Raw genomic sequence first — 23,120 nt, 5'->3', positions numbered from 1 at the left:
GGATCGAGATGGCCCTCGGCCGCCGCGGTCGCCGCAGGATGGCGCAATCCGTGCCGGACAGCGGACTCACCGGGCCGGTCGACATCCCGGAACCGGAGCAGCCGGAACAACCGAAAGGCGTGCGGGCGCGCCTGTCGCGGATGCGCACCTCGGTGGCGGGCACCGTCCGCGGCCTGCCGAAGGTCGCGAAACTGACCTGGCAGGCCAGTCCGACTCTGACGATCGTGCTCGCGGTGATCACGCTGGCCTCCGGCCTGCTGCCGACGGTCACCGCGTACATCGCGAAAATCCTGCTCGACTCGGTGGTCGCCGCGATCCAGCACCGCGGGTCGACCGCGGACATCGTCCGCATCACGCTGTTCCAGTTCGGCGTGCTGGCGGCGACCGCGATCAGCAGCTCGCTCACCACGATCGCGCAATCCCTGCTGCAGGAACGGATGACGCTCACCATCCGGCACCAGGTCATGCGGCACGCGAGCGACCTGCACCTGGCGTACTTCGAGGGTTCGGCGTCCTACGACATGCTGCGCCAGGCCGCGCAGGAAGCGCCGACGCGGCCGTTGTCGATGATGACCTCGGCGCTCGGCCTGATCCGGACGCTGATCACCTTCGCCAGCATGATCGCGTTGCTGGTGTCGATCAGCCCGCTGCTCGCGCTGGTCGCTTTGCTGGCCCCGATCCCGGCGTTCATCTCGCAGTCGAAGTACGGTTCGCGGGCGTTCTGGCTCACGTTCATGATGTCGCCGATCAAACGGCGGATGGACTATCTGTCCTCTTTGGTCACGACGGACACGTATGCCAAGGAGACCAAGCTGTTCGGCCTCGGCCCGTACTTCGTGGACCGGTTCCGGAAGCTCGGCGTGGTGGCTTACGAACGGCAGCGGAAGCTGACGGTGAAACGGAATGTCAGCTCGACGTCGTGGGGACTGCTCAGCACGCTGGTCGGCTCGGCGATCGCGTTGTACATCGCGCTGGAAGCGGTCGGCGGACGGCTCACGCTGGGCGATCTGGCGTTGTACACGGCCGCCGCGACGTCCGTGCAAAGCTCGGTGACCGGGTTGTTCACCGCGTTTTCCGGGATGTACGAGAACAATCTCTACCTGGACACGCTGTACAAATTCCTCGACACCAAACCGGAAATCACCGCGCCGGCGAAACCGCGCCCGCTTCCGTCCATTGTGGATGGACACATCCAGTTCGAGTCGGTGAGCTTCAGTTATCCGGGCGCGGACGAACCGGCGCTGCACGGGGTGAGTTTCGAGATCCGTCCCGGCGAAACGGTCGCGGTGGTGGGCCGCAACGGCGCGGGCAAATCGACGCTGTTCAAACTGCTGTGCCGGCTCTACGACCCGACCGCGGGCCGGATCCTGCTGGACGGCGTGGACATCCGCGAGTACGACCCGGCGGAACTGCGCACCAAGATCAGCGCGATGTTCCAGGACTACGTGACGTACCAGGGAACCGCGGCGGAGAACATCGGCCTCGGCGACCTGAACCGGCTCACCGATCGCGAGCACATCGAGGACTCCGCCCGCCGCGCCGGAGCCGACGAGCGCATCGCCCGGCTGCCGACCGGGTACGACAGCCCGCTCGGCCGGTGGTTCGACCAGGGCGTGTCGCTGTCCGGCGGGGAATGGCAGAAAATCGCGCTGGCCAGGGCTTTCCAGCGCGAGGCCCCGATCCTGATCCTGGACGAGCCGACGTCGGCGCTGGACGCGCAGGCCGAGCACGACCTGTTCGACCGGCTGCACACGTTGTCTCGCGGACGGACGACGCTGTACATCTCGCACCGGTTCTCGACGGTCCGCCAAGCCGAGCGCATTCTGCTGCTGGACCACGGGAAGGTCGCGGAATACGGCACGCACGAAGCGCTGATGGCGGCCGATGCCGGGTACGCGGAATTGTTCACGCTGCAAGCGGAGGCGTACTTGAAGTGACTATCTTGGGGTGATCAGCCGAGGGGGTTTCGTGCTCATCACCACTCAAGACCTGGGGGTCACCGCGGGCGAGACGGCGCTGTTCAGCGGTCTCGACCTGGCCGTCGACGCCGGCGAATGCCTGGTCGTCCGCGGTGCCAACGGAGCGGGCAAATCGACGTTGCTGCGGTGTCTTTACGGGAATCAGGCGCCGACGTCCGGTTCCGTGTCCGTCTGCGGCGGGCCGCCGGACGAGCGGTCCGCCGCTTTCCGTCGCCGGGTTTCCGTGCTTTTCGACGATTCGGCGCTCTTCGACGAACTCACCCCGCGCCAGCATCTCGATCTGCTGCGCAATTCCTTCGGCGGCGAACTGGCCGAAGGCCCGGTCCCGGCTCCCGATGTGCCCGCGTCGGAACTCTCCGCCGGACAACGCCGTCGGCTCCTGCTGCACGCCGCGGTCGCGCGTCCGCACGAGGTGCTGCTGCTGGACGAACCGGAACGCGCACTGGACGCCGAGGGCCGGGCCTGGCTGTCCACCCTGGTCACCACCAGTACGCAACGCGGCGCGGCGGTCGTGGTGGCGAGCCATCACCCGCCGCTCGAGGACGAGGTCGCGGACTACGTGGTGGACCTGTGAAACGCCCGGACCTCGTCCTGGCGCTGGTCATCGCGGCCGGCCTTCTGGGATCGCCGTTCTACAACACCGAACTGGTGCGCAGCCAGCTGATCGGCGGTGCTCCGGTGGGCGCGCTCGGCAGCGTGCTCGTACTGTGCACCGGCCTCGCCCTTGCCTGGCGGGCGACGCTGCGCCGCGGGTACGTCTGGGCCCATCCGGCCACGCTGACCTGGGACGATTTCGACGGCCAGCGTCCCGCCGTGCTCACCCGACGGCTCGTACTGGACTGGGCCGCCCGGTTCGCCGTGGCGGCTTATTTCTTCGCGGTGTCCGGGATGCTCATCGGCTTTCCCAGCTCGCTGGTCGGCCCGATCGCGCTTTTCGTAGTCATCGCCGCACTGGCCTTGGCGCTGGGCCGCCGACGTTCGTTTCCCGGCGAATCCCTTCTCCCGCTCACCCTCGCGCTGCCGCTGGTCATTCCACTGTGGACCTACGTGGTCGCCGCCGGTCTCGCGACGATCGCCTTGCTCCGGTCTTCTCCCTTGCCGCACACGGCTTCTCGAGACACCCTGATCCGGCACTACACCGAGCGCATGGTGCGCCGGACATCCGCCGCCTTCCTGGACGTCTGGGCGCTTCTCCCGGCGGGCCGCCCGGTTCCGTGGCGGAATGCGCTCGCGAGCCGGTTCGTCGTCACCCGATACGTCCTCACCGGAGTCCTCGCCCGGCGCTCCGCACTCGGCCTGCCGGTCTTCTTAGCACTCGCCGTCGTCGCGACCCACGCGACCTTCCCGGCCGTCACATCGGTCTGGCTGATCGGCATCGGCGGCTACCTGGGTTTATTGCCGTTCACCGCCCCGATCGCGCAGCTGCACCGGGTACCCGGACTGCGGCGCTGGCTGGCCGCGTCCGATCTGCACCTGCATGCCGTGACCTGCGCTTTTCTCTGCGTCCTCGCCCTGCTCTGGACCGCCGTCGTCCTGCTGCTCGGCATCCCAGCGTCGATCGGCGCGCTCGCGGCGGCCCTGATCGCGGCGCTGTCCGCCGTGCGCTCGGTGACCCGCGGCCCGCTGGACTTCAGCTCGATGGGAATGGTGCTGTACGAGGGAGTCCTGATCCCCGCAGGCCTGGTACGGCAGCTGGTCCGGGGGCCGGAGCTCCTCGTGCTGGGATTAATTGCCGCGAGCTTCCTCCCGGTCTGGCCCTAGGCTCCCCGCTCATGGGGCGACGCATCATGGTCACCGGATGCTCCGGGGCCGGAAAATCCACGCTGGCCAGGCAGATCGGCGCAGCGTTGGACATTCCGGTCACCCATCTGGACCGGCTGTACTGGCGCCCTGGCTGGGTCCCGGCCCCGCCGGCGGAGTTCCGCGCCGCGGTCGCCGAAGCCGCCAGCACGGACAGCTGGGTGATCGACGGCAACTACAGCAAGACCTTCGACCTGCGCCTGCCGTTCGCCGACACCGTCGTGCTGCTGGACGCGTCCCGCTACACCTGCCTGTTCCGCGCCGTGCGGCGGCAACTGCGCGAATGGGGCCAAGAGACGCAGGCCGCCGGATGCGTGTCGAAGATCGACGCCGAGCTGGTCCAGTGGATCTGGAAGTGGCCGACCCGCCGTCCGCTGATGCTGCAGCGGATCGCCGAGGGAGCCCCGACCGCGCGGCAGGTGTTGCTGCGCTCGCCGCGCGAGGTGTCGGCGTTCCTACAGCGCCTGCGGTGATCGCCTTGCGGGACCGGGAATACAGTGCCGCGCATGAAGACGGGAACGGCCGCGGAGACCGCCGCACAACTGGAAGCCGAGCTGGAGAAGTATCCCGAGGAGCGGGGAGAGATCCTGCTCGAGGCGGCACAGGCGTGGCGTCAGGCCGGTGACGACGACCGCGCCATCGCATTGCTGACCCAGGCGGTCGCTGCGGGCGGCGAGGAGGGAGGCAACGCCCGGGTAGAACTCGCCGAGGTCCTGTTCGACCTCGACCGGTCCGAGGAGGCCCAGACCTGCCTTGACGAGTTGCGGAACGAGCCACTGTCCTCACCGGTGCCGTATTACCTGGCCGCTGAGCTGCTGGAACACCGCGGCGAGCTCCAGCAGGCACTGACCTGGTTCGACCTGGCCGCAGCCCGACTGTCCGCGCCGGAGCCGACCGGCGGGAACGCGGAGTTCGGGTTCTTCACCCACGCGAACCACATCTTGACTGCTCGCCGACGGGTGCGCCGCGCACTGGGATTGCCTCCGGACGAGCAGGACGAGTCAGTCCAGAGCCCTTCGGATGATGCCCCGGCTCTCGCCCAGCCAGCGCCGCCAGGGGAAGTGCGAGTGTTGTTCTGGCCCCGCGCCGAGATCCCCCGCGCGCACGAGGCCTGGCCAAACCTGGTCCAGCACGCCGATGCGGACACCGCCATCGCCGACCGCGAGGCCGCCAACCGGGAGCTGTCCGAGTCGGGCATCGCGCGGATCGTGCTGGTCCCGTTGACCACCGCGAAGCTCCAGGAGTTCGCGACCCGCACCGGTAGCGACCCGGCCGCCGAAGACACCCGGCTGGCCTGCATGAACGAGATCTTCGAGGAAGGCGGCGCGATCGACTGGCCACCGGCGCGCAACGAACGCTGCTGGTGCGGCTCGGGCGGGAAGTACAAGAAATGCTGCGGCCGTCCCGTAAGCATCTGACCTGCGGTTATCCCTCCTCGGGAGCAAATCGCGGCACTCGTTCGTTCACTGGATATGGCTGTCGTGTTCCTGCTCTACGTCATCGCTGAAGTCGCCGCCATCTGGGCAGTCGGCTCGGTCGTCGGTGTGCTCGGCACGATCGGTCTGCTGATCGCGGGCGCGTTCGTGGGCTCGTGGCTGGCGCGTCGCGAGGGCGGCAAGGCGATGCGCGCGTTCATGGCGACCGCGCAGTCCGGCCGCAATCCGGAGAAAGAGCTGACCGACGGCATGCTCGTCGCGCTCGGCGGCGTGCTGATCATGGTCCCCGGCTTCGTCAGCGACGTGCTGGGCCTGCTGTTCCTGCTGCCGCCCACCCGCTCGATCGCCCGGCGGTTCTGGCTGCGCCGCGCGGAGAAGCGCGCCATCCGGTACGCCAACCAGCGCCGCGGTCCGGTGATGGTGGTGGACAGCGAGGTCGTCGCGGAGGAACCGCGGCAGGCGAAGAACCACCCGGTGATCGAAGGCCGGATCGTCGAGGGCTGAACCGCGCGCCACAATGGCTCCCGTGGAGCGGCTGGAAACGACTTCCGCGGTGAGCGCCCGCATGAGCAAACAGAAGTCGCGCAACACCGGGATCGAAATGGCGTTGCGCAAGATCCTGCACGCCGCCGGGTACCGCTACCGAGTGCACCGCCGTCCGGTGAAAGGCGTCCGCCGCGAGGCTGACCTGGTGTTCGGCCCCGCGCGAGTAGCGGTTTTCGTGGACGGCTGCTTCTGGCACGGCTGCCCGGAACACGGCACCTGGCCGAAGAACAATGCCGATTATTGGCGGACCAAGATCGAAACCAACCGCCGCCGGGACGCGAATACCGACGCACTGCTGCACGAAGCGGGCTGGCTGTCGGTGCGAATCTGGGAACACGAGGCGACCGATGTCGCCGCGTCGCGGGTGATCGAGACCGTGAAGGAACGCCGACCCCATTAATGTTGGCGCCATGCCTCAACCGGGTCAGCCCACCGCCGCGGAGTTCTTCGCCGGCATCGGTCTCGTGCGCCTAGGCCTCGAACCGGCCGGCTTCGACGTCGCGTGGTCCAACGACATCGAACCGGCGAAGCAGGCCATGTACGAGGCACACTTCAACGACCAGGGCGCACACGAGTACGTACTAGGCGATGTCGCCGCCCTCCGCGGCGCCGATCTGCCCGCCGGCCTCAGCCTGGCCTGGGCGTCGTTCCCCTGCACAGACCTCTCACTGGCCGGCTGGCGCCGCGGTCTGGCGGGCTCGCACTCGTCGACGTTCTGGCAATTCACCCGCATCCTCGACGAACTGGGCCAAGACCGTCCGCCGGTAGTCGCGCTGGAAAACGTGGTCGGCCTAGCGACCAGCCACGGCGGCGACGACCTCCGCGCGGCGATCGGAGAACTCAACCGCCTCGGCTACTCGGCCGATGTCCTCACCTTGGACGCCCGGCGATTCGTCCCGCAGTCCCGGCCCAGGTTGTTCATCGTCGGTGCGCAAAACCCGCCCTCGGACTCGCCCGCGCCGTCGCCGCTCCGCCCTCCTTGGCTCGCGCTAGACCCAGCGTTGCGGACACATCGCGCCGCCTTGCCCGCGCCGCCCCCGCTGCTGGTCACCGGGCTGTCCGCCGCCGTCGAACGCCTCTCGCCCGATGACGAGCGCTGGTGGTCCGCACCGCGCGCTGACGCGTTCATCGGGTCGCTGTCGCCGCTCCAGTTGGAGCGACTGTCGCAGCTCAAGGCAGGGAAAAAGCTGGTGTACCGGACGGCCTATCGGCGCACCCGCAACGGAAAACCAGTGTGGGAAGTCCGGCCGGACGACATCTCGGGCTGCCTGCGCACTGCCCGCGGCGGATCGTCCAAACAGGCCGTTGTGCAGGCTGGCCGCGGCTCGGTGCGAGTGCGGTGGATGACGCCGCGCGAGTACGCGCGGCTGATGGGTGCGGGGAAGTACTCGCTGGAGGGGCTGCGGAACAACCAGGCCCTGTTCGGCTTCGGGGACGCGGTGTGCGTGCCGGTGGTGCGGTGGTTGTCGGAGAATTACTTGATGCCGTTGGCTCGTGGGGAAATGAGCCTCGAAGCCGCGGGCTAGTCCGCCCCAGTCGGCTTGGGGATGTCGAAATACCCCGACAACCGCACCGCCGGCGCGTACTCGCCCTTGACCTTTACCTTCCCCGTCACGAACATCGCCGCCACCGCCGCGTTCCCGGTCGCCATGCGGATGAAGTCCTCAACCGCCACCGTGATCGTCGTGTCCGGGGTGCGGGCCAGGTCGGTGCTCGACACGCACAGGCCGTCCTCGATGACTGTTTGGTAGCGGTCGAAATCGTCCCCGGCGGGGAAGCGCCAGGAGACCACGACGTCCACGTGCCGGGCTCGGTCTGGGCGGAAGTGTTCGGACATCCGGCGGAAGATCTCGTCCAGGAAGACCGCGCGCAGTTCGTCGTGGTCGGCGATGCCTTTGAGCTGCTCCCGCGAAGCCGCCGCGACGACGTCGACCAACGACTGTGTGGTCAGCGAAGCGATTTCGATGCCGGCTCCGGCGGTGCCGAGCATGTGCAACGTCTCCAGGACCTGCACGAACTGCTCCGGGGTCAGTTTGCCCACCTCGAGAGAGCGGGCGAAACCGTTCACCGCGTGCTCACCGGGTGAGTGCGCGGCACGCATGCGCGAACGCCAGCGGGACACGGAGCGGCTCAGGCCGGTCGGGGCAGGTCGAAGTGGCCGACCAGCCCGGCTGCGAAGGCCAGGTCGCCCTTGACCTTCAGTTTTCCGGTCACGAACAGCACCGCGGGCGTTGCCTGGTGGGTGATGATGCGGAAGAAGTCCACGGGCGAAAGCGTAATCGTCACGCGGGCTTTCTCGCGCATTTCGCGGGACACCGTGCAGGTTCCATCGGAAAGCACCGTCTCGTAGCGGTCGTAGCCGCCCTCGCCGGTGCCGCCGGACAGCCGCCAGTGGACCACCGCGCGCAGTGACTTCGCACGGATGTGCGCTCCCATGCGCGCGAAGATCTCGTCCAGCACCCGCTCACGCAGCGGACGTTCGGCGACCACGGCTTCCAGCTGCGCCCGCGACGCCCGCGCGACCAGCGTGGCGAACTTCGTCGGGTCGACCTTGTCCAGCGAGAACGCCGGCACCTGTTCCGACAGCCGCATCAGCGCCGCCAGCAGCCGGTTCATGTCGGAGCGGCCCAGTTCGCGGGGGTCGATGGCGTCCGCGACCGCGTTGACGTCGAGCGCGCTCGCGTCGACGGCTTCGGTGCGGTCCAGCGCGTCCAGCAGCGCGACCCCGCGCAGGCCGGCCAGGTCAGAGCTGGTCGCCTCCGGGTTGTCGGCCATCTTCCACCCCTTCCGGAACTTTCCGCCGTAAGGCTACCGGTGAGTAGGTAGCGCGGCAAGCAACGCCGCCGACCTGGGGACGGGTACCGTCCGTGCCAGCGAGAGGGAGGAAACAGTCACCGTGTCCGACGAAGATCAGCGCCCACCCGAGCGAGCGAGGCGGCTCCCGAGGGCGGTCCGTGAACGCCAGATCCTGGACGCCGCGGTGCAGGTGTTCTCCCAGCACGGCTACCACTCGGCGTCGATGGACGAGATCTCCGAGGTCGCGGGCGTCTCCAAGCCGATGATCTACACCTATCTCGGCTCGAAGGAAGACCTCTTCGGCAAGAGCATCCAGCGCGAGGCGACCCGCCTGCTCGAAGCCATCCAAGCCGGCGTGCAGCCCGATCTGCCGCCGGACATGCAGCTGTGGCACGGCCTGCGCTCGTTCTACCGCTTCGTCGCCGAATACCGCGAGTCCTGGACAGTGCTGCACCGCCAGGCATTGACAGTCGGCGGCGGCTTCGCAGCGGAGATCACCGCGATGCGCACGCGCGCGATCGAACTGGTCGCGGCGCTCGTGGTGGCCGCGGGCACGCGCAAGGGACTCGGCGAGCAGACGGAGTTCTCCGGCCCCGGCTTGGCCGCAGCACTGGTCGGCGCGGCGGAATCGTTGGCCGACTGGGCACTGGACCACCCGGAGATCTCCGACGGCGTGCTCGCGTCCTGGCTGATGAACCTGGTGTGGCTCGGGTTCAACGACCTGGTCGAGGGGCAGGTCTGGAAGCCCTCAGAGGGCTGAGATCACCCCGTCCAGGTGCGGTTTCGGCTTCCGGGCGTGCCACAGCTCGAAGGCCCATCCGTCGTCCGTCTGCCAGGTCGTGAATGCCGCGCGGCCGGGCAGCAGCACCGGCTGCTTGAACCGCACCGCGACGCTGTATGCGTCCGGCAGCCTGCCCTCGAAGGACGCCAGCGCGTGCGCCTTCGTCCACATGCCGTGTGCGATCGCCTTCGGGAAGCCGAACAGGCGTGCGGTCAGCGGGTGCAGGTGGATCGGGTTGCGGTCGCCGGAAACCTCGGCGTAGCGGCGGCCGATGTCGCCCGGGACGTGCCACAGCGCGGACGGTTTCGGGGGCGTCAGCTGGGTGCGCGGACCCGACGAACCCGAGCCCGAGCCGGTGCGGCGGAGATAAGTCGACACCTCGCTCCACACCGTGTCCGCGCCCGCGTGGACCTCGCTCACCATGTCGAACTGGCTGCCTTTTTCGTGCGGGCGCAGGTTTTCCGCGCGCACGCTCACCCGGAACGTCTCGCCCAGCAGCAGCGGACGGTGTTGCGTGATCCGGTTTTCGACGTGCACCAAACCCAGCAGCGGGAACGGGAACCCCGGCTCGGTCATCAACGCCATCTGCAGTCCGAAGACCAGCATGTGCGGATACGTCGCGGGCAGCTCGTCCGAGAAGCGGAATCCGCAGACTTCGTTGTAGGCCGCGACGTGTGCCGGGTCTACGACGACCTCGGGGCGCACCAACTCCGTACTAGGCAGGGTCGAGCCGCCGCCGCGGCGCAGCAGGGCTTTCGGGTACAGCGTCGCCAGGCTGGGCACGCTCGTCACTTCACGAACAGCCATCCCTCACGCCCCCAGCAGCGCCTGGCCGCACACGCGGACCAGGTTCCCGTTGACCGCGGCCGACGCCGGGTTGGCGTACCAGGCAATGGTTTCCGCGACGTCCACCGGCAGCCCGCCCTGGCCGAGGCTCGACAGCCGCCGCCCGGCCTCGCGGATGAACAGCGGCACCGCGGCCGTCATCTTGGTCTCGATGAACCCGGGCGCGACCGCGTTGATCGTGCCGCCGTACTCCGCGAGCTGCGGCGCGCCGACGTTCACCATCCCGATCACGCCCGCCTTCGACGTCGCGTAGTTCGTCTGGCCGACGTTGCCCGCGATGCCCGCGATCGAGGAAACCCCGATGACACGGCCGTTTTCGCGCAGGATCTTGTCGCCGAGGAGCTTGTCGTTCACCGCGAGCTGCGCGGCGAGGTTCACCGCGATGACCGAATCCCAGCCGCCCTCGGTCATGTTGCCGAGCGTCTTGTCGCGGGTGATGCCGGCGTTGTGCACCACGACATCCACCCCGCCGTGGCGCGAAGTCAGGTACTCGGCGAGCTTGGCTGGCGCGTCCGCGGCGGTGATGTCCAGCTGCAGCGCCGAACCGCCGATCCGATTGGCCACAGTGGACAGATCGCCGCCCTGCGCGGGGATGTCCAGCGCGACCACGTGCGCTCCGTCGCGGGCGAGCGTTTCGGCGATCGCCTCGCCGATGCCCCGCGACGCACCGGTCACCAGCGCGACCTTGCCGTCCAGCGGCTTTTCCCAGTTCTCCGGCGTCGGCGCGGTCTTGGCGTGCGTGCCGACGCGGATGACCTGGCCGTCCACGAACGCCGACTTCGCCGACAGCAGGAACCGCAGCGTCGACTCGGCCGCGTCCTCCGCCCCTTCGGCGACATACACCAGTTGCGCCGTCGCGCCGCGCTTGAGCTCCTTGCCGACCGAGCGGACGAACCCTTCCAGCGCGCGCTGCGCGATCCGCTCCCGGCCCTCGGCCAGCTCCGGCGGCGTGCCGAGCACGACCACCCGGCCGGATGAACCGACCTTGCGGATCACCGGGTGGAAGAACCGGTAGACCTCACGCAGCTGGCCCGGGTCCTTCACACCGGTGGCGTCGAACACCAGCGCCGCGTTCCGGTCGGCGGGCGCGCTGATCACCTCGATACCCGCCTCGGTGAGCTGCGCCCGGACGGTCTTCTCCAGCCGGCCGCCCGGCGCGGCCCCGAGAAGTGCGGGACCCTCAAGAGCGGGTTGGCCGGGACGGTACCGGCGCAACGTCGCGGGGTTGGGCAGGCCGAGCTTCGGCACCACGAACTTCCCCAGCGGGGTCTTCGTGAACTGCTGGTACCTGTCCGCCATCACGTGCCTCCCGTGCAGTCTGCGTCACGTCGCAGTCTAACCTACTCGCTAGTAGGTTACAGTGTGAAAGGCACGACTCCAGAGAGGTGGACGGCATGGCGACCAGGAAAACCCCGGCGGTGCGCAAGGTCGCGATCGTCGGCGGGAACCGGATCCCCTTCGCGCGGTCGAACGGCCCGTACTCCCGGGCCTCGAACCAGGACATGTTCACCGCCGCGCTGGACGGTCTGGTCAGCCGGTTTTCGCTCCAGGGCGAGGTGATCGGCGAGGTCGCCGCCGGTGCGGTGCTCAAGCACTCCAAGGACTTCAACCTCGCCCGCGAAAGCGTCCTCGGCAGCAAGCTCTCGCCCGCGACGGCGGCATCGGACGTCCAGATGGCGTGCGGCACCGGATTGCAGGCAGTCATCAACGTCGCCCACAAGATCGCGCTCGGGGAAATCGATTCGGCGATCGCGGGCGGCGTCGACACCACGAGTGACGCCCCGCTGGCGGTGAACGCCAACCTGCGCCAGATCCTCGTGCAGCTCAACGCGGCGAAGACGCTCGCCGACCGGCTCAAGCTGGTCGCGAAGATCCGCCCTGGCCACATCGTGCCGGAAATCCCGCGCAACGCCGAACCGCGCACCGGACTGTCGATGGGGGAGCACGCCGCCCTCACCGCGCAGGTCTGGGACATCACCCGCGAGGCGCAGGACGAACTGGCCGCGACCAGCCACCGCAACCTCGCCGCCGCCTACGACCGCGGCTTCTTCGACGACCTGGTCACGCCGTACCTCAAGCTCGCCCGCGACCAGAACCTCCGCCCGGACTCCTCGGTCGAAAAGCTCGCCAAGCTCAAGCCGGTCTACGGCGGCCCGGACGGAACGATGACCGCGGGCAACTCGACCCCGCTCACCGACGGCGCGTCGACCGTCCTGCTCGCAACCGAGCAGTGGGCGAAGGCGCACAAACTGCCGGTGCTGGCGTACCTGACGTTCAGCCAGACCGCGGCTGTCGACTACGTGCACGGCGACGAGGGCCTGCTGATGGCCCCGGCGTACGCGGTGCCGCGGATGCTCGAGCGCGCCGGATTGACGTTGCAGGACTTCGACTTCTACGAGATCCACGAGGCGTTCGCGTCGCAGGTGCTCGCCACGCTCAAGGCGTGGGAGGACCCGGCGTTCGCCAAGGAGAAGCTCGGCCTCGACGCGCCGCTCGGCTCGATCGACCGCACCAAGCTGAACGTGAACGGCTCCTCGCTCGCGGCCGGGCACCCGTTCGCCGCGACCGGCGGCCGGATCGTCGCGACGCTCGCGAAGCTGCTGAACGAGAAGGGTTCCGGGCGCGGCCTGATCTCCATTTGCGCGGCGGGCGGCCAGGGCGTCACCGCGATCCTGGAGAAGTAAGCACGCCGACAAGGCCGCCGCCCGGAAACCCGGGTGGCGGCCTTGTTCGTGCACTCAGTCGGTAAGCGACTTCTCCGCGCGCTTGGCCAGCTTGTCGGCGCGCTTGCCCGCCTTCTTCGCCGCGCGCCGGGCCCGCCAGCCCAGCGACGGCTTGCCCGCCGTGTCGCTCGCGGCCAGCAGCAGCCCGCCGGCCAGCGACGCGTTCTTGAAGAACTGGATCTGCTGGGCCTGCTTCTCGCCCGGATCGGACAGCTGCCAGAACCGGTGCGCGGCCAGCGTCGTCGGCACCAGCGAGCCGAGCAGCGCCACCGCCGCCAGCCGCGGGGCCTTGCCGCTCGCCAGCGCGAGCCCGGCCCCGATCTTGACCGCCGCGTCGATCCGCACCAGCGTGGCGGGATCGCGCGGGACCTGGTCCGGAACCAGGCCCTCGACCTTGTCGAAGGTCTCGGTGAGGAACGGTTCGGCCGCCTTCGCGTGGCCTTGGGTGTCACGCAGGGCACCGATGCCGCCCAACACGAAGATCGACGCGAGCAGTGGACGTGCCACCCGGCGCAGTATCACGGTCTCGCCTCTCTGATCTGGAATCCCTGGAGATGAACCTACAACCGGGATTGCCCGCCACGCTCCCCGCCGAACCGAGCTAGCGATACCTAGGCGAATATTGCTTTTATTCTAGATTCTCCTAGACAGTTCTAGCGGACTTCGTGCTTGACCTTGCCGCTACGTCAACCTCTACCGTCGAAGCCGTGGTCAGGACGGAATGGTCGATCCAGGACATCGCCCGGTCCGCGGGCACGACGAGCCGGACCCTGCGGCATTACGACGCCGTCGGGCTCCTGCCGCCGACGCGGATCGGCAGCAACGGCTACCGCTACTACGACGAGGACTCGCTCGTCCGGTTGCAGCGGATCCTGCTGCTGCGCGAACTGGGACTGGGTCTGCCCGCGATCGCCGAGATGCTCGACGGCCAACGCGACGGCGCCGCGGCCCTCGAAACGCACCTGGCGCTGCTGGAGAAGGAGCGGCAGCGGATCGGGCGGCAGATCGAGTCCGTGCGGACCACGCTCCGGAAACTGAAGGGAGGTGAACAACTCATGGCAGAGGAAATGTTCGACGGGTTCGACCACACCCAGTACAAGGAAGAGGTCACCCAGCGCTGGGGCGCCGACGCCTACCGCAAGGGCGACCAGTGGTGGCGGTCGCTGTCCGAGGCGGAGAAGAAGGCCCACCAGCAGGAGCAGGTCGACATCGGCTTCGCGTTCGGAGCCGCTCGCGACGCTGGTCACGACGCCGGTTCGGCCGAAACGCAGGCGGTCACCGCGCGGCTGCACGAGTGGCTGAAGGCCACCGGGATGGCGATCTCGAAGTGCTACTTCGCCGGTCTCGGGCAGATGTATGTCGACGACCCGCGGTACGGCTCGTACGACGAGAAGCACGGCTCCGGCACGGCCGAGTACATCCGCGACGCGATGAAGATCTACGCGGAGCGGAACCTGACGGACTAACGCTCCGTCAGAGTAGGCGCTGGGGGTAAGGATGGACGGGGCTGCAGACCCGGCCATCCTTCGGCGACACGCACTAGCTGTATATGGCGGAATATCGGGCCCACGCTAGATACCTCGATACGGTGACAGAGTGGACCCCATCCGCAACCCCTTCGCGCCCGGCGCCGGGCAGCGGCCGCCCGAGCTGGCTGGCCGGGAAAGGGAGCTGAAGGCGTTCGAGGTCGTCCTTGAACGCGTCGCTCGCGGACGGCCGGAGCGCAGTCTCGTGCTGACCGGCCTGCGCGGGGTCGGCAAGACGGTGCTGCTGGGGGAGCTGCGGTCGATGGCCGTCCGGCACCGGTGGGGTGCGGGCAAGATCGAAGCGCGGCCGGACGCGGAACTGCGGCGTCCCTTGTCGGCGGCGTTGCACCGGGCGATCCGCGACCTCGCCGTGCGGCATCGCGCGCCGGACCGGGTCGAGGAAGTGCTCGGGGTGCTGAAGGCGTTCGCGCTCAAGGCGAACAAGCCGGACGCGAAGCTGCGCGACCGCTGGCAGCCCGGCATCGACGTGCCCGCCGCGCAGGGCCGGGCGGACTCCGGCGACATCGAAATCGACCTGGTCGAGCTGTTCACCGACGTCGCCGAACTGGCCGCGGACGTCGGCACCGGCGTCGCGCTGCTGATCGACGAGATTCAGGACTTGCAGCCGGACGACGTCTCGGCGCTGTGCGCGGCTTGCCATGAGCTGTCGCAGTCCGGCGCGCCGCTGGTCGTGGTCGGAGCGGGGTTGCCGCACGTGCCCGCGGTGCTGTCGGCGTCGAAGTCGTACTCCGAGCGGCTCTTCCGTTACTCGCGCATCGACCGGCTCAGCCGCGAGGACGCCGACTACGCGGTGATGGCTCCGATCGAACGCGAGGACGCCGGGATCGAACCGGAGGCGCTCGACGCGCTCTTCGACGCGTCCGGCGGGTATCCGTATTTCATCCAGGCCTACGGCAAGGCCGCCTGGGACGCCGCGCCCGCCGACCCGATCACGGTCAAGGACGTGCAGGTCGCCGCGCCCGAGGCGGAGTCGGAGCTGGCGGTCGGGTTCTTCGGGTCGCGCTACGAACGCGCGACGCCCGCCGAACGCGAGTACCTGCTCGCGATGGCCGAGCTGACCCAAGGCCGCGACGAGGCCGCCGGCACCGCCGATGTGGCCGTCTACCTGGGGCGAAAGCCGTCGTCGCTGTCGCCGGCCCGCGACAGTCTCATGAAGAAAGGCCTGGTCTACTCCGCCGAACGCGGGCAGATCGCCTTCACCGTGCCGCACTTCGGGCACTACCTGCTCGGGCGCGACTGAGCGGATCTTCCCTTCGCTACCGGTCTATGCGACTGCCTAGACCTCTCTAGTCATTTTGCTAGATATCCGTAGAGGAAGTTAGCGCGTTAGCGGTTTGTGACCGCCAACACGAGATTTGTCCGGCGTAGTCCAGGTTACTGCCGATGATTATTCGGCAAGTGCCCCATGTCACCGTAGATTCGTTGGCTTCCTTGTGAAAAAAGGTGCATACTAGAGACACAGCCACCGAAGACCTCTGAAGGGGATGCAGAAGACAATGAGCAACATCGCCTCCAAGCTCCGTGCCCGTCGCGCCGAGGCTCGCACTCGCCGGGCGCTGAACCGGGCGATCGACACCGCGGCCACCTCGACGGTCCGCCAGGAGCTCATCGCCCTCGCCCAGGCGCGTCAGCCGTTCATGCGCTGACCTGCACGGATAACCTGTTGGTGGGTCACTCACGCGAGTGATCTAGACCACAGCGAATCCTGGGTGTAACGCCGCGGAGAGCCGCGTCGATACCCACTACGACCCCGTGATGCTGGCGGACCCCCGACCTGGCAGCATCACGGGGTTTCCATATGTCTGGACCATTTCGGACGCTCGCCCACCACCGGGGGAATTCCCTTGCCCCGAGCGGGCGGCGGGGCGATGCTTGACTCAGTCAACGATCGAGTCAAGGTGGTCCCCGTGCCGGATTCCGTCCTCACCGAACGCGTTGCCACGGTTCGCGCATTCAACCGGCTCTACACCGGCGTGATCGGTGTCCTCGACGAAGGACCCGCCGACGCCGAATACTCGCTGAGCGAAGCGCGGGTGCTGTTCGAACTCGCCCAACAGGACCGGCTGCAGGTCAGTGATCTGCGCAAACGACTGTCCCTCGACGGCGGCTATGCGAGCAGGCTGCTCGGCAGGTTGGAAACCCGCGGTCTCGTCACCCGGGAACGCTGCGCGGACGACGCGCGCCGCCAGCTCGTCACGCTCACCGAGGAAGGCCGCGCCGCCTTCGCCGATCTCGACCACCGTTCGGCCAGCCAGATCGGCAGCCTTCTCGACCAGTTCGCGGACGCCGACCAGCGCCGTCTGCTCCGCGCGATGGGGACCATCACCGCACTCGTCGGCGAATCGGCACCGGAACCGACGATCTCCCTGCGCGCCCCACGGCCGGGCGACCTCGGCTGGGTGGTGCACCGGCACGGTGCGTTGTACGCCGAGGAGTACGGCCTCGACGAACGCTTCGAAGCCCTGGTCGCGCGCGTGATCGCCGACTTCGCCGACCACCGCGGCGACCCGCGCCAAGCCGGCTGGATCGCCGAACTCGACGGCGAACGAGTCGGCAGTATTTTCTGCACCCCCGGCGACGAGGACGGCACCGCGAAGCTCCGGCTGCTCCTGCTGGAACCGGGCGCGCGCGGACACGGCGTCGGCAAGCGACTGGTGCGCGAATGCGTCGAATTCGCCAGAGCGCAGGGGTATCGGTCGATGGAGCTGTGGACGCTGTCGCTGCTCACCGCCGCGCGCGGGATCTACCGCAGTGCCGGGTTCGAACTCGTCGGCGAGGAAGAGACGGACGCGTTCGGGCCGTTGGTGACCGGCGAGACCTGGCGGCGGGAGTTATAGATGTTCGTCTTGTACTGCGCCGTGTGCGATCGCCGGACATTGCTGGGCGTCGACGAGGTCGACTGGGTCGAGAACCTGACGCGCGGCGTGATCTCGGTGTCCGGCCACTGCCCACTGGGACACGACGCGGTCATCCTGACCGGCGACGCGTTCACCCCGCACGCGGACCCGAGGTATTTCGGGCCCGCGCCGCGAGTGTGGACGAAACCGGTGCACCGCCTGCGCGGCTGGCTGCGCACGAGGTTCCAGATGAGCCGCGACCTGCCGGGCCCGTTCTATCGCTTCTGACGCCCCATCAAGTAAAACTCCGGATTCGGCTTGAGCGCGGTCAGATGCGCGAGCCGGTTGGACATCGCGAACAACGCGGTGATCGCGCCGACGTCCCAGATCTCGTCCTCGGTCAGCCCCGCCTCGCGGGCCGCCTCCAGGTCGCCCTCGCCGAACAACGCGGACTCGTGGGACAACGCGAGCGCGAGATCGAGGATCGCCCGGCCGCGCTCGTCGAGTTCGACCTGCCACGGATTCGCGGCGACCTGATCGGAGAGTTCGGGGTCCTTGGCGCGGATCCGCAGGATGGCTCCGTGCGCGACGATGCAGTAGGTGCAGTGGTTCGCGCCGGAGGTGGCTACGACGACGAGTTCGCGTTCGGCCTTGGTGAGTCCGCCTTCGCGTTCCATGAGCGCGTCGTGGTAGTCGAGGAAGGCCCGCAGCTCGGCCGGGCGGTGGCCCAGGGCGCGGAAGATGTTCGGCGTGAAGCCGGATTTCTCCGCGATGGCACCGATGCGCTCGCGGAGATCGTCGGGAAGGTCTTCGAGTTCCGTCACGGGGAACCGGCTCACGGGGTTGGTCATGCCGCCCACGCTAACCCGCGCGGTTCGCGTACGGGAGGGGGTCGGATGCGCCCCGTTCACCCGGAAGGGGTTTGCTTACCCCGTGAACTGGACCGCGTACGTGGACGGTTACTGCGAGCGCACCGCGCCCGGACTCTGGGGAGAGCCGCTCAACGACCTGGCCAACCTGGCCTTTCTCGTGGCCGCCGGGATGGTCTGGTGGCGGGCCGACGGGCAGCGCGTCGGGCGGGTGCTCGCTGCGCTGATCGGGTTGATCTTCGTTGCCAGCAGCGTGTTCCACCTGGTCGCCACGCGGTGGGGAGCGGTCGCCGACTCCGCGGCCATCCTGGTCTTCACCTTGTTCTACGCCGCGGCCTTTCCCCGGGTGTTCCTGCAGGCGAAAGCCAAGTGGTCCTGGCTCGGGGCACCGGCGTTCCTGGCCGTCACCGGTGCGTCGGCGGCACTCGGCGGCGGGCTGTATCTGCCCGCACTCGCGGGGCTCGCTGGGTTCGCGATCGCGTTGGCGGTAAAGCGCGATCCGTACTGGCTGCACTTCACGATGGCCGCCGCGGTGTTCGCGTTGTCGTTGTCCTTCCGGACTGTCGACGGGGTGATCTGCGGAGACTTCCCGGCGGGCACGCATTTCCTGTGGCATTTGCTCAACGCGGTCGTCCTGTACGTCGTCGCGAAGGCGATGATCGGCAAAACAGAAGAGGCCCCCGCGCCGGAAACCGACGCGGAGGCCTCTGTCTAAAAAGGACTCAGTGCGCGCCGATCGGGCGCAGGTCCTTGTCGTGTTCGTCGGCGTGGTAGTCCTCGGGCGCGGTTTCGTCGTTGCCCGGGCTCCACTTCAGGGCCCGTGCGATGACCGAGACCACCGCGGCCACCACGATGTTCGCGATCAGGGCCACGAAACCGGGGTAGATCTGGACCACGGCGAGTGCGGTGCCGCTGAACGGGTGCCAGCCGAAGATCGACAGGTTGCCCATGGCCAGCGCGGAACCGCCGAAGTGGAGTTTTCCGTTGGTGGGGTTGGGGATTCCGTACAGCATGATCAGGCCCCAGCCCATGCCGACGATCCAGCCGGCGATGAGGCCCGCCTTGTGGAACCAGCGCGTGTACAGTGCGATCGCCACCGCGGGCAGGGTCTGCAGGATCAGCACGCCGCCGATCAGCTGCAGGTCGATCGAGAACTGCGGGTCGATCAGGATGATCACCAGCACCGCACCCAGCTTGACCACCAGCGACGCCAGTTTGGCCTGCTTCGCCTCCTGCTTCGGCGTCGCGTCCTTGCGGATGTACTCCTTGTAGATGTTGCGCGTCCACAGGTTCGCCGCGGCGATCGACATGATCGCGGCGGGGACCAGTGCGCCGATGCCGATCGCGGCGAAGGCGATGCCCGCGAACCAGTTCGCGAACTGCGAGTCGAACAGCAGCGGGACGATCGTGTTGCCGTCCGGCTTTCCGGTGGCGGCGTTCGTCAGCGGCTTGACGCCCGCCGAGATCGCGACGTAGCCCAGCAGTGCGAGCAGGCCCAGCACGAACGAGTAGGCAGGCAGCGCCACCATGTTCCGCTTGATCACGTTGCGGCCGCGCGAGGCGAGCACGCTCGTGAGCGAGTGCGGGTACAGGAACAGCGCGAGTGCCGAACCCAGCGCCAGCGTCGCGTACTGCAGCTGGTTGCTCGAGGTCAGCAGGATCGAACCGGACGGCTTGCCCGTCTTCGGATTCGGCTTGGCGAGCGTTTCCTTGGCGGTGTTGAAAATGTGGTCCCAGCCGCCGAGCTTCGAGGGCAGGTAGATGACCGCCACGATGATCACGATGTAGATCAGGATGTCCTTGACGAACGCGATCAGCGCGGGGGCCCGCAGGCCGGACTGATACGTGTAGAGCGCCAGGATCACGAACGCGATCAGCAGCGGCAGGTGCCCGACGATGCCGGAACCGTTGATCCCCATCGTGCGCAGCACGGCTTCCAGGCCGACCAGCTGCAACGCGATGTACGGCATGGTCGCGACGATGCCGGTGATCGCGACCAGCAGCGCCAGCGTCGGCGAACCGAAGCGGCCGCGGACGAAGTCGGCGGGGGTCACGTAGCCGCGCGAACGGCTGACCGACCACATGCGCAGCGCGGGCAGCAGGACGATCGGGTAGACGACGATCGTGTAAGGCAGCGCGTACAGGCCGAGCGCGCCGGCGCTGAACACGAGCGCGGGCACGGCGACGAAGGTGTACGCGGTGTAGAGGTCGCCGCCCAGCAGGAACCAGGTGATCCACGAACCGAACTTGCGGCCGCCGAGGCCCCATTCGTCGAGGTGGTCGAGGCCGCCGCCGGCCTTCCACCGCGAGGCGACGAAGCCGAGCACGGTGACGACGACGAACAGGAACGCGAAGACGATGAGTTCGACCCACTGGATGTTGCTCATCGGGCGTCCCCCTCGTCCAGGTCGTCAACGCTCAGCTCGTCCCGGCCGCCGCCCCGCGGCTTGTTCTTGGTGGCCAGGTAGACGATGCCGGTGCACAGCACGCCCAGCACCACGAACGCCAGCTGGAACCAGTAGAAGAACGGAAGGCCGAACAGCCGCGGCCCGTCGAAGTTGAACAGCGGCGTGACCAGGATCAGCAACGGGATCAGCAACAGCAGGTTCCAGGCACTGAACTGGAACCCGCGCACCCGACCGCCCGGTTTGGCAGTGGACATCGAACCTCACCTAACACTCACGTGACACGCGACCGCCTGACCCTAGACCCCGGTCATCCCGCCGTCATACGAGTTCGATATCGATTCGATCAGCACTACGAACACGTTCCAGGGTGTGGACAACCTCGGGGACAACTCGCTCCCGCGCCACCCCGGCGAACCGTTCGCTACCCCTATCAGCGGGACCGGGCCGCCCCGAATGCCCCAAGAGCTTGTGCCGGACGGCGGTTGTCCACGGGGTTGGGCAGCTTGTGCACAGAGTTATCCACAGGCAGTGGACAACTCTGTGGCTAAACTGAACGGCATGGTCCGCGTGCCCCTCACCGACGAAGAACGCTCCCGCGGCGAGCGGCTCGGCCTGGTGCTGCGCGCCGCCCGGGCCGGACGCAGCATGGTCGACGTGGCCGCGGAAGCGGGCATTTCGGTCGAAACCCTGCGCAAGATCGAGACCGGACGGATCCCGACGCCCGCGTTCTTCACCGTCGCCGCGATCGCTGACGCGGTGGGCATGCCACTGGACCGGGTGCGCGTCGCGTGCGAGGGCGACGCGGCGGCGTTTTCGCAGGCCAGCTGAGGTTTTCCGGGCTGATTGGGCAGTACTGCGGGACGGTTGAGCGGGCACCCGTGGGCTGAGGGATTCCCCTGTGGACAAGTCCGGTAGCTCAGCTGACCGGCGACTCTTCGCGTAGCGCCACCGCGGCGCGGACGAGCGCCGCTACCTCGGGGGAGCGGCTGTTCGGCGGCCAGCCGATCACCGTGGTGACGTCCGGGGCGTCGACGACCGGGACCGCGACGTGTTCCGGCCACTGCCAGGCCCGGCTCGACGCGGGGATTACCAGCAGTGTCCGGCCGAGCGCGACGAGCTGGGCGAGCGTCGACTGGGTGCGCACCTCCGGCCCAGGACCGTCCGGGTAGCTGCCGTCGAGGCGAGGCCAGCGGGCGATCGGCAGGTCCGGCACGTCGCTGACCTCGGCCAGGGTCAGCGTTTCCCGCGCGGCGAGCGGATGGGCGGCCGGGAGGATCGCGACCTGGCCCTCGACCTGGAGATCCTCGGTGTCGAAGCCGGCGAGGTCGTCGTACGGGCGGTGCATGATCGCCACGTCCGCCGAACCGTCGCGCAGCAGTCCGGCTTGCTCGCCGACCTCGCACAACAGGATCTCGACCGGCGGACCCGCGGCCAAGAGCCGCTGCAGAAGATCGTGCGACGCTCCGGCTTTGGTCGCCAGCACCAGCGGATGATTCCCGGCTCGACGCGTGCGGCGGGCAGCGGCCGCGACCGCGGCGAGGGCCAGCCGGGATTCGCGCAGCAGGACCCGGCCTGCCTCGGTCAACGCGACGCCGCGGCGGTTGCGATCGAGGAGTTGCACGCCGAGCCGTCGCTCCAGCTGGGCGATCGCGCGCGAGAGCGGCGGCTGCGCGATCCCGAGCCGTTCGGCGGCGCGGCCGAAGTGCAGTTCTTCGGCGACCGCGGCGAAGTAGCGGAGTTCGCGGGTCTCGAGGTCATCCACCAGCGCCAGCGTAATACCCCGCGGGTATCACAGCGGACTCACTTGATCTTGGACGCGGCAGGAACCCGCGCCGACCATGGACGGAGTGAACGACACGAAGACCGCGCTGATCACCGGCGCGAACAAGGGAATCGGCCTCGCCATCGCGCACGGCCTCGGCTCGATCGGCTTCACCGTCGCCGTGGGTGCGCGGGACGAAAACAACCGCGAGCAGGCCGTCAAAGAACTGCGCGGCGCGGGCATCGACGCGTTCGGGGTCGCGCTCGACGTCACCTCCGACGACAGCGTCGCCGCCGCGGCCAAGTCCATCGAACGGCTCGACGTCCTGGTCAACAACGCCGGCATCAGCGGCCCGTTCGACGGCGGCGCCCAGGATCCGACGACACTCGACCTCGACGTCCTCCGCACGGTCCTCGACACGAACGTCTTCGGCGTCGTCCGGGTCACGAACGCGATGCTGCCGCTGCTGCGCCGCGCCGATTCGCCGCGCATCGTCAACCTGTCCAGCAACATGGGTTCGCTGAAGCTGCGAACCGGACCGATCCTCGCCGCTTATGCGCCGTCGAAGACGATGCTCAACAGCATCACCGTGCAGTACGCCCGCGCGCTCGCCGACACGAACGTCATCATCAACGCCGCGTGTCCCGGTTACGTAGCAACGGATTTCAACGGCTACGCCGGAACCAGGACCCCCGAGCAGGGCGCGGCGATCGCGGTCAAACTCGCGACCCTGCCGGACGACGGGCCGCGCGGCGGATTCTTCGACGACGCCGGGGAGGTCCCCTGGTGA

General features: G+C 68.4%; 27 protein-coding genes. 18 read left to right on the top strand and 9 right to left on the bottom strand.

What is annotated here, in order from left to right; genetic code table 11:
• Nucleotides 1–2: 2 nt before the first annotated feature.
• From DMP23_RS34755 to DMP23_RS34720, 8 genes are read left to right on the top strand one after another with little or no spacing between them, the layout of a single operon-like run.
• Nucleotides 3–1,937, top strand: coding sequence for an ABC transporter ATP-binding protein (locus DMP23_RS34755; RefSeq protein ID WP_337824474.1), 1,935 nt, complete (start codon nt 3–5; stop codon nt 1,935–1,937).
• Nucleotides 1,938–1,968: 31 nt separating this feature from the next.
• Nucleotides 1,969–2,553 (top strand): ABC transporter ATP-binding protein, encoded by a 585-nt coding sequence (locus DMP23_RS34750; RefSeq protein WP_337823581.1) that lies wholly within the window; start codon nt 1,969–1,971, stop codon nt 2,551–2,553.
• The gene (locus tag DMP23_RS34745) at nt 2,550–3,740 is read left to right on the top strand and encodes a hypothetical protein (protein WP_337823580.1); all 1,191 of its coding nucleotides are present in this window, start codon (nt 2,550–2,552) and stop codon (nt 3,738–3,740) included. The genes DMP23_RS34750 and DMP23_RS34745 overlap by 4 nt, the downstream gene beginning before the upstream one ends.
• An 11-nt stretch (nt 3,741–3,751) precedes the next feature.
• Nucleotides 3,752–4,252, top strand: a complete 501-nt coding sequence (locus DMP23_RS34740; RefSeq protein WP_037808990.1) for a DNA topology modulation protein FlaR — start codon at nt 3,752–3,754, stop codon at nt 4,250–4,252.
• Nucleotides 4,253–4,285: 33 nt separating this feature from the next.
• The gene (locus DMP23_RS34735) at nt 4,286–5,197 is read left to right on the top strand and encodes an SEC-C metal-binding domain-containing protein (protein ID WP_337823579.1); all 912 of its coding nucleotides are present in this window, start codon (nt 4,286–4,288) and stop codon (nt 5,195–5,197) included.
• 54 nt (nt 5,198–5,251) lie between these two features.
• A complete protein-coding gene (locus tag DMP23_RS34730) occupies nt 5,252–5,719 on the top strand; it encodes an FxsA family protein (RefSeq protein WP_037808993.1) in 468 nt (155 codons plus the stop codon).
• A gap of 13 nt (nt 5,720–5,732) precedes the next feature.
• Complete coding sequence (locus tag DMP23_RS34725) at nt 5,733–6,161, top strand: very short patch repair endonuclease (protein ID WP_107050910.1); 429 nt, start codon at nt 5,733–5,735, stop codon at nt 6,159–6,161.
• 10 nt (nt 6,162–6,171) lie between these two features.
• Nucleotides 6,172–7,287 carry a DNA cytosine methyltransferase gene (locus tag DMP23_RS34720; RefSeq protein WP_337823578.1) on the top strand — a complete coding sequence of 372 codons (1,116 nt, stop codon included), beginning with the start codon at nt 6,172–6,174 and terminating at the stop codon, nt 7,285–7,287.
• Here the strand turns inward: DMP23_RS34720 and DMP23_RS34715 are convergent.
• Together DMP23_RS34715 and DMP23_RS34710 are read right to left on the bottom strand one after the other, a co-directional pair.
• A complete protein-coding gene (locus tag DMP23_RS34715; protein ID WP_205673037.1) occupies nt 7,284–7,862 on the bottom strand; it encodes an SCP2 sterol-binding domain-containing protein in 579 nt (192 codons plus the stop codon). The genes DMP23_RS34720 and DMP23_RS34715 overlap by 4 nt on opposite strands.
• Nucleotides 7,863–7,891: 29 nt before the next feature.
• Entirely contained in the window at nt 7,892–8,536 is a 645-nt protein-coding gene (locus DMP23_RS34710; protein ID WP_037808997.1) for an SCP2 sterol-binding domain-containing protein, read from the bottom strand.
• 121 nt (nt 8,537–8,657) lie between these two features.
• Here DMP23_RS34710 and DMP23_RS34705 point away from each other — a divergent pair, with 121 nt between their 5' ends.
• Complete coding sequence (locus DMP23_RS34705) at nt 8,658–9,317, top strand: TetR/AcrR family transcriptional regulator (protein ID WP_037808998.1); 660 nt, start codon at nt 8,658–8,660, stop codon at nt 9,315–9,317.
• Here the strand turns inward: DMP23_RS34705 and DMP23_RS34700 are convergent.
• Nucleotides 9,306–10,145 carry a MaoC/PaaZ C-terminal domain-containing protein gene (locus DMP23_RS34700; protein WP_134664249.1) on the bottom strand — a complete coding sequence of 280 codons (840 nt, stop codon included), beginning with the start codon at nt 10,143–10,145 and terminating at the stop codon, nt 9,306–9,308. The genes DMP23_RS34705 and DMP23_RS34700 overlap by 12 nt on opposite strands.
• 3 nt (nt 10,146–10,148) lie before the next feature.
• Nucleotides 10,149–11,483 carry a 3-oxoacyl-ACP reductase gene (locus tag DMP23_RS34695; protein WP_037809002.1) on the bottom strand — a complete coding sequence of 445 codons (1,335 nt, stop codon included), beginning with the start codon at nt 11,481–11,483 and terminating at the stop codon, nt 10,149–10,151.
• 95 nt (nt 11,484–11,578) lie between these two features.
• Between DMP23_RS34695 and DMP23_RS34690 the strand changes: the two genes are divergently transcribed.
• On the top strand, nt 11,579–12,868 hold the full coding sequence (locus DMP23_RS34690; protein WP_037809004.1) for an acetyl-CoA C-acetyltransferase: 1,290 nt from the start codon (nt 11,579–11,581) through the stop codon (nt 12,866–12,868).
• 54 nt (nt 12,869–12,922) lie between these two features.
• On the opposite strand, the gene DMP23_RS34685 is transcribed toward DMP23_RS34690, so the two are convergent.
• Nucleotides 12,923–13,429, bottom strand: a complete 507-nt coding sequence (locus DMP23_RS34685) for a DoxX family protein (RefSeq protein WP_009085133.1) — start codon at nt 13,427–13,429, stop codon at nt 12,923–12,925.
• Between the two features lie 185 nt (nt 13,430–13,614).
• Between DMP23_RS34685 and DMP23_RS34680 the strand changes: the two genes are divergently transcribed.
• The 5 genes from DMP23_RS34680 (at nt 13,615) to DMP23_RS34660 (ending at nt 17,579) form a co-directional block, all read left to right on the top strand.
• On the top strand, nt 13,615–14,373 hold the full coding sequence (locus DMP23_RS34680; protein WP_337823577.1) for a MerR family transcriptional regulator: 759 nt from the start codon (nt 13,615–13,617) through the stop codon (nt 14,371–14,373).
• Between the two features lie 130 nt (nt 14,374–14,503).
• On the top strand, nt 14,504–15,694 hold the full coding sequence (locus tag DMP23_RS34675) for an ATP-binding protein (RefSeq protein WP_037809009.1): 1,191 nt from the start codon (nt 14,504–14,506) through the stop codon (nt 15,692–15,694).
• Between the two features lie 256 nt (nt 15,695–15,950).
• The gene (locus DMP23_RS34670) at nt 15,951–16,100 is read left to right on the top strand and encodes a hypothetical protein (protein ID WP_337823576.1); all 150 of its coding nucleotides are present in this window, start codon (nt 15,951–15,953) and stop codon (nt 16,098–16,100) included.
• 261 nt (nt 16,101–16,361) lie between these two features.
• Nucleotides 16,362–17,291: a bifunctional helix-turn-helix transcriptional regulator/GNAT family N-acetyltransferase gene (locus DMP23_RS34665; protein WP_337823575.1), complete on the top strand. Its 930-nt coding sequence runs from the start codon at nt 16,362–16,364 to the stop codon at nt 17,289–17,291.
• Nucleotides 17,292–17,579, top strand: coding sequence for a hypothetical protein (locus DMP23_RS34660; RefSeq protein ID WP_037809011.1), 288 nt, complete (start codon nt 17,292–17,294; stop codon nt 17,577–17,579).
• Here DMP23_RS34660 and DMP23_RS34655 read toward each other — a convergent pair.
• Complete coding sequence (locus DMP23_RS34655; protein WP_037809430.1) at nt 17,567–18,142, bottom strand: peroxidase-related enzyme; 576 nt, start codon at nt 18,140–18,142, stop codon at nt 17,567–17,569. The genes DMP23_RS34660 and DMP23_RS34655 overlap by 13 nt on opposite strands.
• A gap of 82 nt (nt 18,143–18,224) precedes the next feature.
• Here DMP23_RS34655 and DMP23_RS34650 point away from each other — a divergent pair, with 82 nt between their 5' ends.
• Entirely contained in the window at nt 18,225–18,875 is a 651-nt protein-coding gene (locus DMP23_RS34650) for a hypothetical protein (protein WP_337823574.1), read from the top strand.
• A gap of 7 nt (nt 18,876–18,882) precedes the next feature.
• On the opposite strand, the gene mctP is transcribed toward DMP23_RS34650, so the two are convergent.
• Together mctP and DMP23_RS34640 are read right to left on the bottom strand one after the other, a co-directional pair.
• Nucleotides 18,883–20,547 carry a monocarboxylate uptake permease MctP gene (mctP, locus tag DMP23_RS34645; RefSeq protein ID WP_037809015.1) on the bottom strand — a complete coding sequence of 555 codons (1,665 nt, stop codon included), beginning with the start codon at nt 20,545–20,547 and terminating at the stop codon, nt 18,883–18,885.
• Nucleotides 20,544–20,822 (bottom strand): DUF3311 domain-containing protein, encoded by a 279-nt coding sequence (locus DMP23_RS34640; RefSeq protein ID WP_043831686.1) that lies wholly within the window; start codon nt 20,820–20,822, stop codon nt 20,544–20,546. The genes mctP and DMP23_RS34640 overlap by 4 nt, the downstream gene beginning before the upstream one ends.
• Nucleotides 20,823–21,126: 304 nt before the next feature.
• On the opposite strand from DMP23_RS34640, the gene DMP23_RS34635 reads away from it, so the two are divergent.
• Nucleotides 21,127–21,396 (top strand): helix-turn-helix domain-containing protein, encoded by a 270-nt coding sequence (locus DMP23_RS34635; protein WP_037809018.1) that lies wholly within the window; start codon nt 21,127–21,129, stop codon nt 21,394–21,396.
• A gap of 88 nt (nt 21,397–21,484) precedes the next feature.
• Here DMP23_RS34635 and DMP23_RS34630 read toward each other — a convergent pair whose 3' ends face one another.
• Nucleotides 21,485–22,330 (bottom strand): LysR family transcriptional regulator, encoded by an 846-nt coding sequence (locus DMP23_RS34630; protein ID WP_337823573.1) that lies wholly within the window; start codon nt 22,328–22,330, stop codon nt 21,485–21,487.
• Nucleotides 22,331–22,406: 76 nt separating this feature from the next.
• On the opposite strand from DMP23_RS34630, the gene DMP23_RS34625 reads away from it, so the two are divergent.
• On the top strand, nt 22,407–23,120 hold the full coding sequence (locus DMP23_RS34625; protein WP_337823572.1) for an SDR family oxidoreductase: 714 nt from the start codon (nt 22,407–22,409) through the stop codon (nt 23,118–23,120).

Origin of the sequence: Amycolatopsis sp. A1MSW2902 (assembly GCF_017312175.1) — a bacterium.
GTDB classification, from domain to species: Bacteria; Actinomycetota; Actinomycetes; order Mycobacteriales; family Pseudonocardiaceae; genus Amycolatopsis; species Amycolatopsis nivea.
This window is presented reverse-complemented; position numbering and strand designations above follow the sequence as displayed.

Bases quoted from the DNA above. Each gene is read 5' to 3' on its own strand.
- DMP23_RS34710 (WP_037808997.1), bottom strand. From the start codon at position 8,536: ATGGCCGACAACCCGGAGGCGACCAGCTCTGACCTGGCCGGCCTGCGC.
- DMP23_RS34720 (WP_337823578.1), top strand. From the start codon at position 6,172: ATGCCTCAACCGGGTCAGCCCACCGCCGCGGAGTTCTTCGCCGGCATC.
- DMP23_RS34735 (WP_337823579.1), top strand. From the start codon at position 4,286: ATGAAGACGGGAACGGCCGCGGAGACCGCCGCACAACTGGAAGCCGAG.
- DMP23_RS34725 (WP_107050910.1), top strand. From the start codon at position 5,733: ATGGCTCCCGTGGAGCGGCTGGAAACGACTTCCGCGGTGAGCGCCCGC.
- DMP23_RS34635 (WP_037809018.1), top strand. From the start codon at position 21,127: ATGGTCCGCGTGCCCCTCACCGACGAAGAACGCTCCCGCGGCGAGCGG.
- DMP23_RS34670 (WP_337823576.1), top strand. From the start codon at position 15,951: ATGAGCAACATCGCCTCCAAGCTCCGTGCCCGTCGCGCCGAGGCTCGC.
- DMP23_RS34730 (WP_037808993.1), top strand. From the start codon at position 5,252: ATGGCTGTCGTGTTCCTGCTCTACGTCATCGCTGAAGTCGCCGCCATC.
- DMP23_RS34740 (WP_037808990.1), top strand. From the start codon at position 3,752: ATGGGGCGACGCATCATGGTCACCGGATGCTCCGGGGCCGGAAAATCC.
- DMP23_RS34715 (WP_205673037.1), bottom strand. From the start codon at position 7,862: ATGCGTGCCGCGCACTCACCCGGTGAGCACGCGGTGAACGGTTTCGCC.
- DMP23_RS34695 (WP_037809002.1), bottom strand. From the start codon at position 11,483: ATGGCGGACAGGTACCAGCAGTTCACGAAGACCCCGCTGGGGAAGTTC.
- DMP23_RS34625 (WP_337823572.1), top strand. From the start codon at position 22,407: ATGGACGGAGTGAACGACACGAAGACCGCGCTGATCACCGGCGCGAAC.
- DMP23_RS34700 (WP_134664249.1), bottom strand. From the start codon at position 10,145: ATGGCTGTTCGTGAAGTGACGAGCGTGCCCAGCCTGGCGACGCTGTAC.
- DMP23_RS34640 (WP_043831686.1), bottom strand. From the start codon at position 20,822: ATGTCCACTGCCAAACCGGGCGGTCGGGTGCGCGGGTTCCAGTTCAGT.
- DMP23_RS34660 (WP_037809011.1), top strand. From the start codon at position 17,292: ATGTTCGTCTTGTACTGCGCCGTGTGCGATCGCCGGACATTGCTGGGC.
- DMP23_RS34655 (WP_037809430.1), bottom strand. From the start codon at position 18,142: ATGACCAACCCCGTGAGCCGGTTCCCCGTGACGGAACTCGAAGACCTT.
- DMP23_RS34690 (WP_037809004.1), top strand. From the start codon at position 11,579: ATGGCGACCAGGAAAACCCCGGCGGTGCGCAAGGTCGCGATCGTCGGC.
- mctP (WP_037809015.1), bottom strand. From the start codon at position 20,547: ATGAGCAACATCCAGTGGGTCGAACTCATCGTCTTCGCGTTCCTGTTC.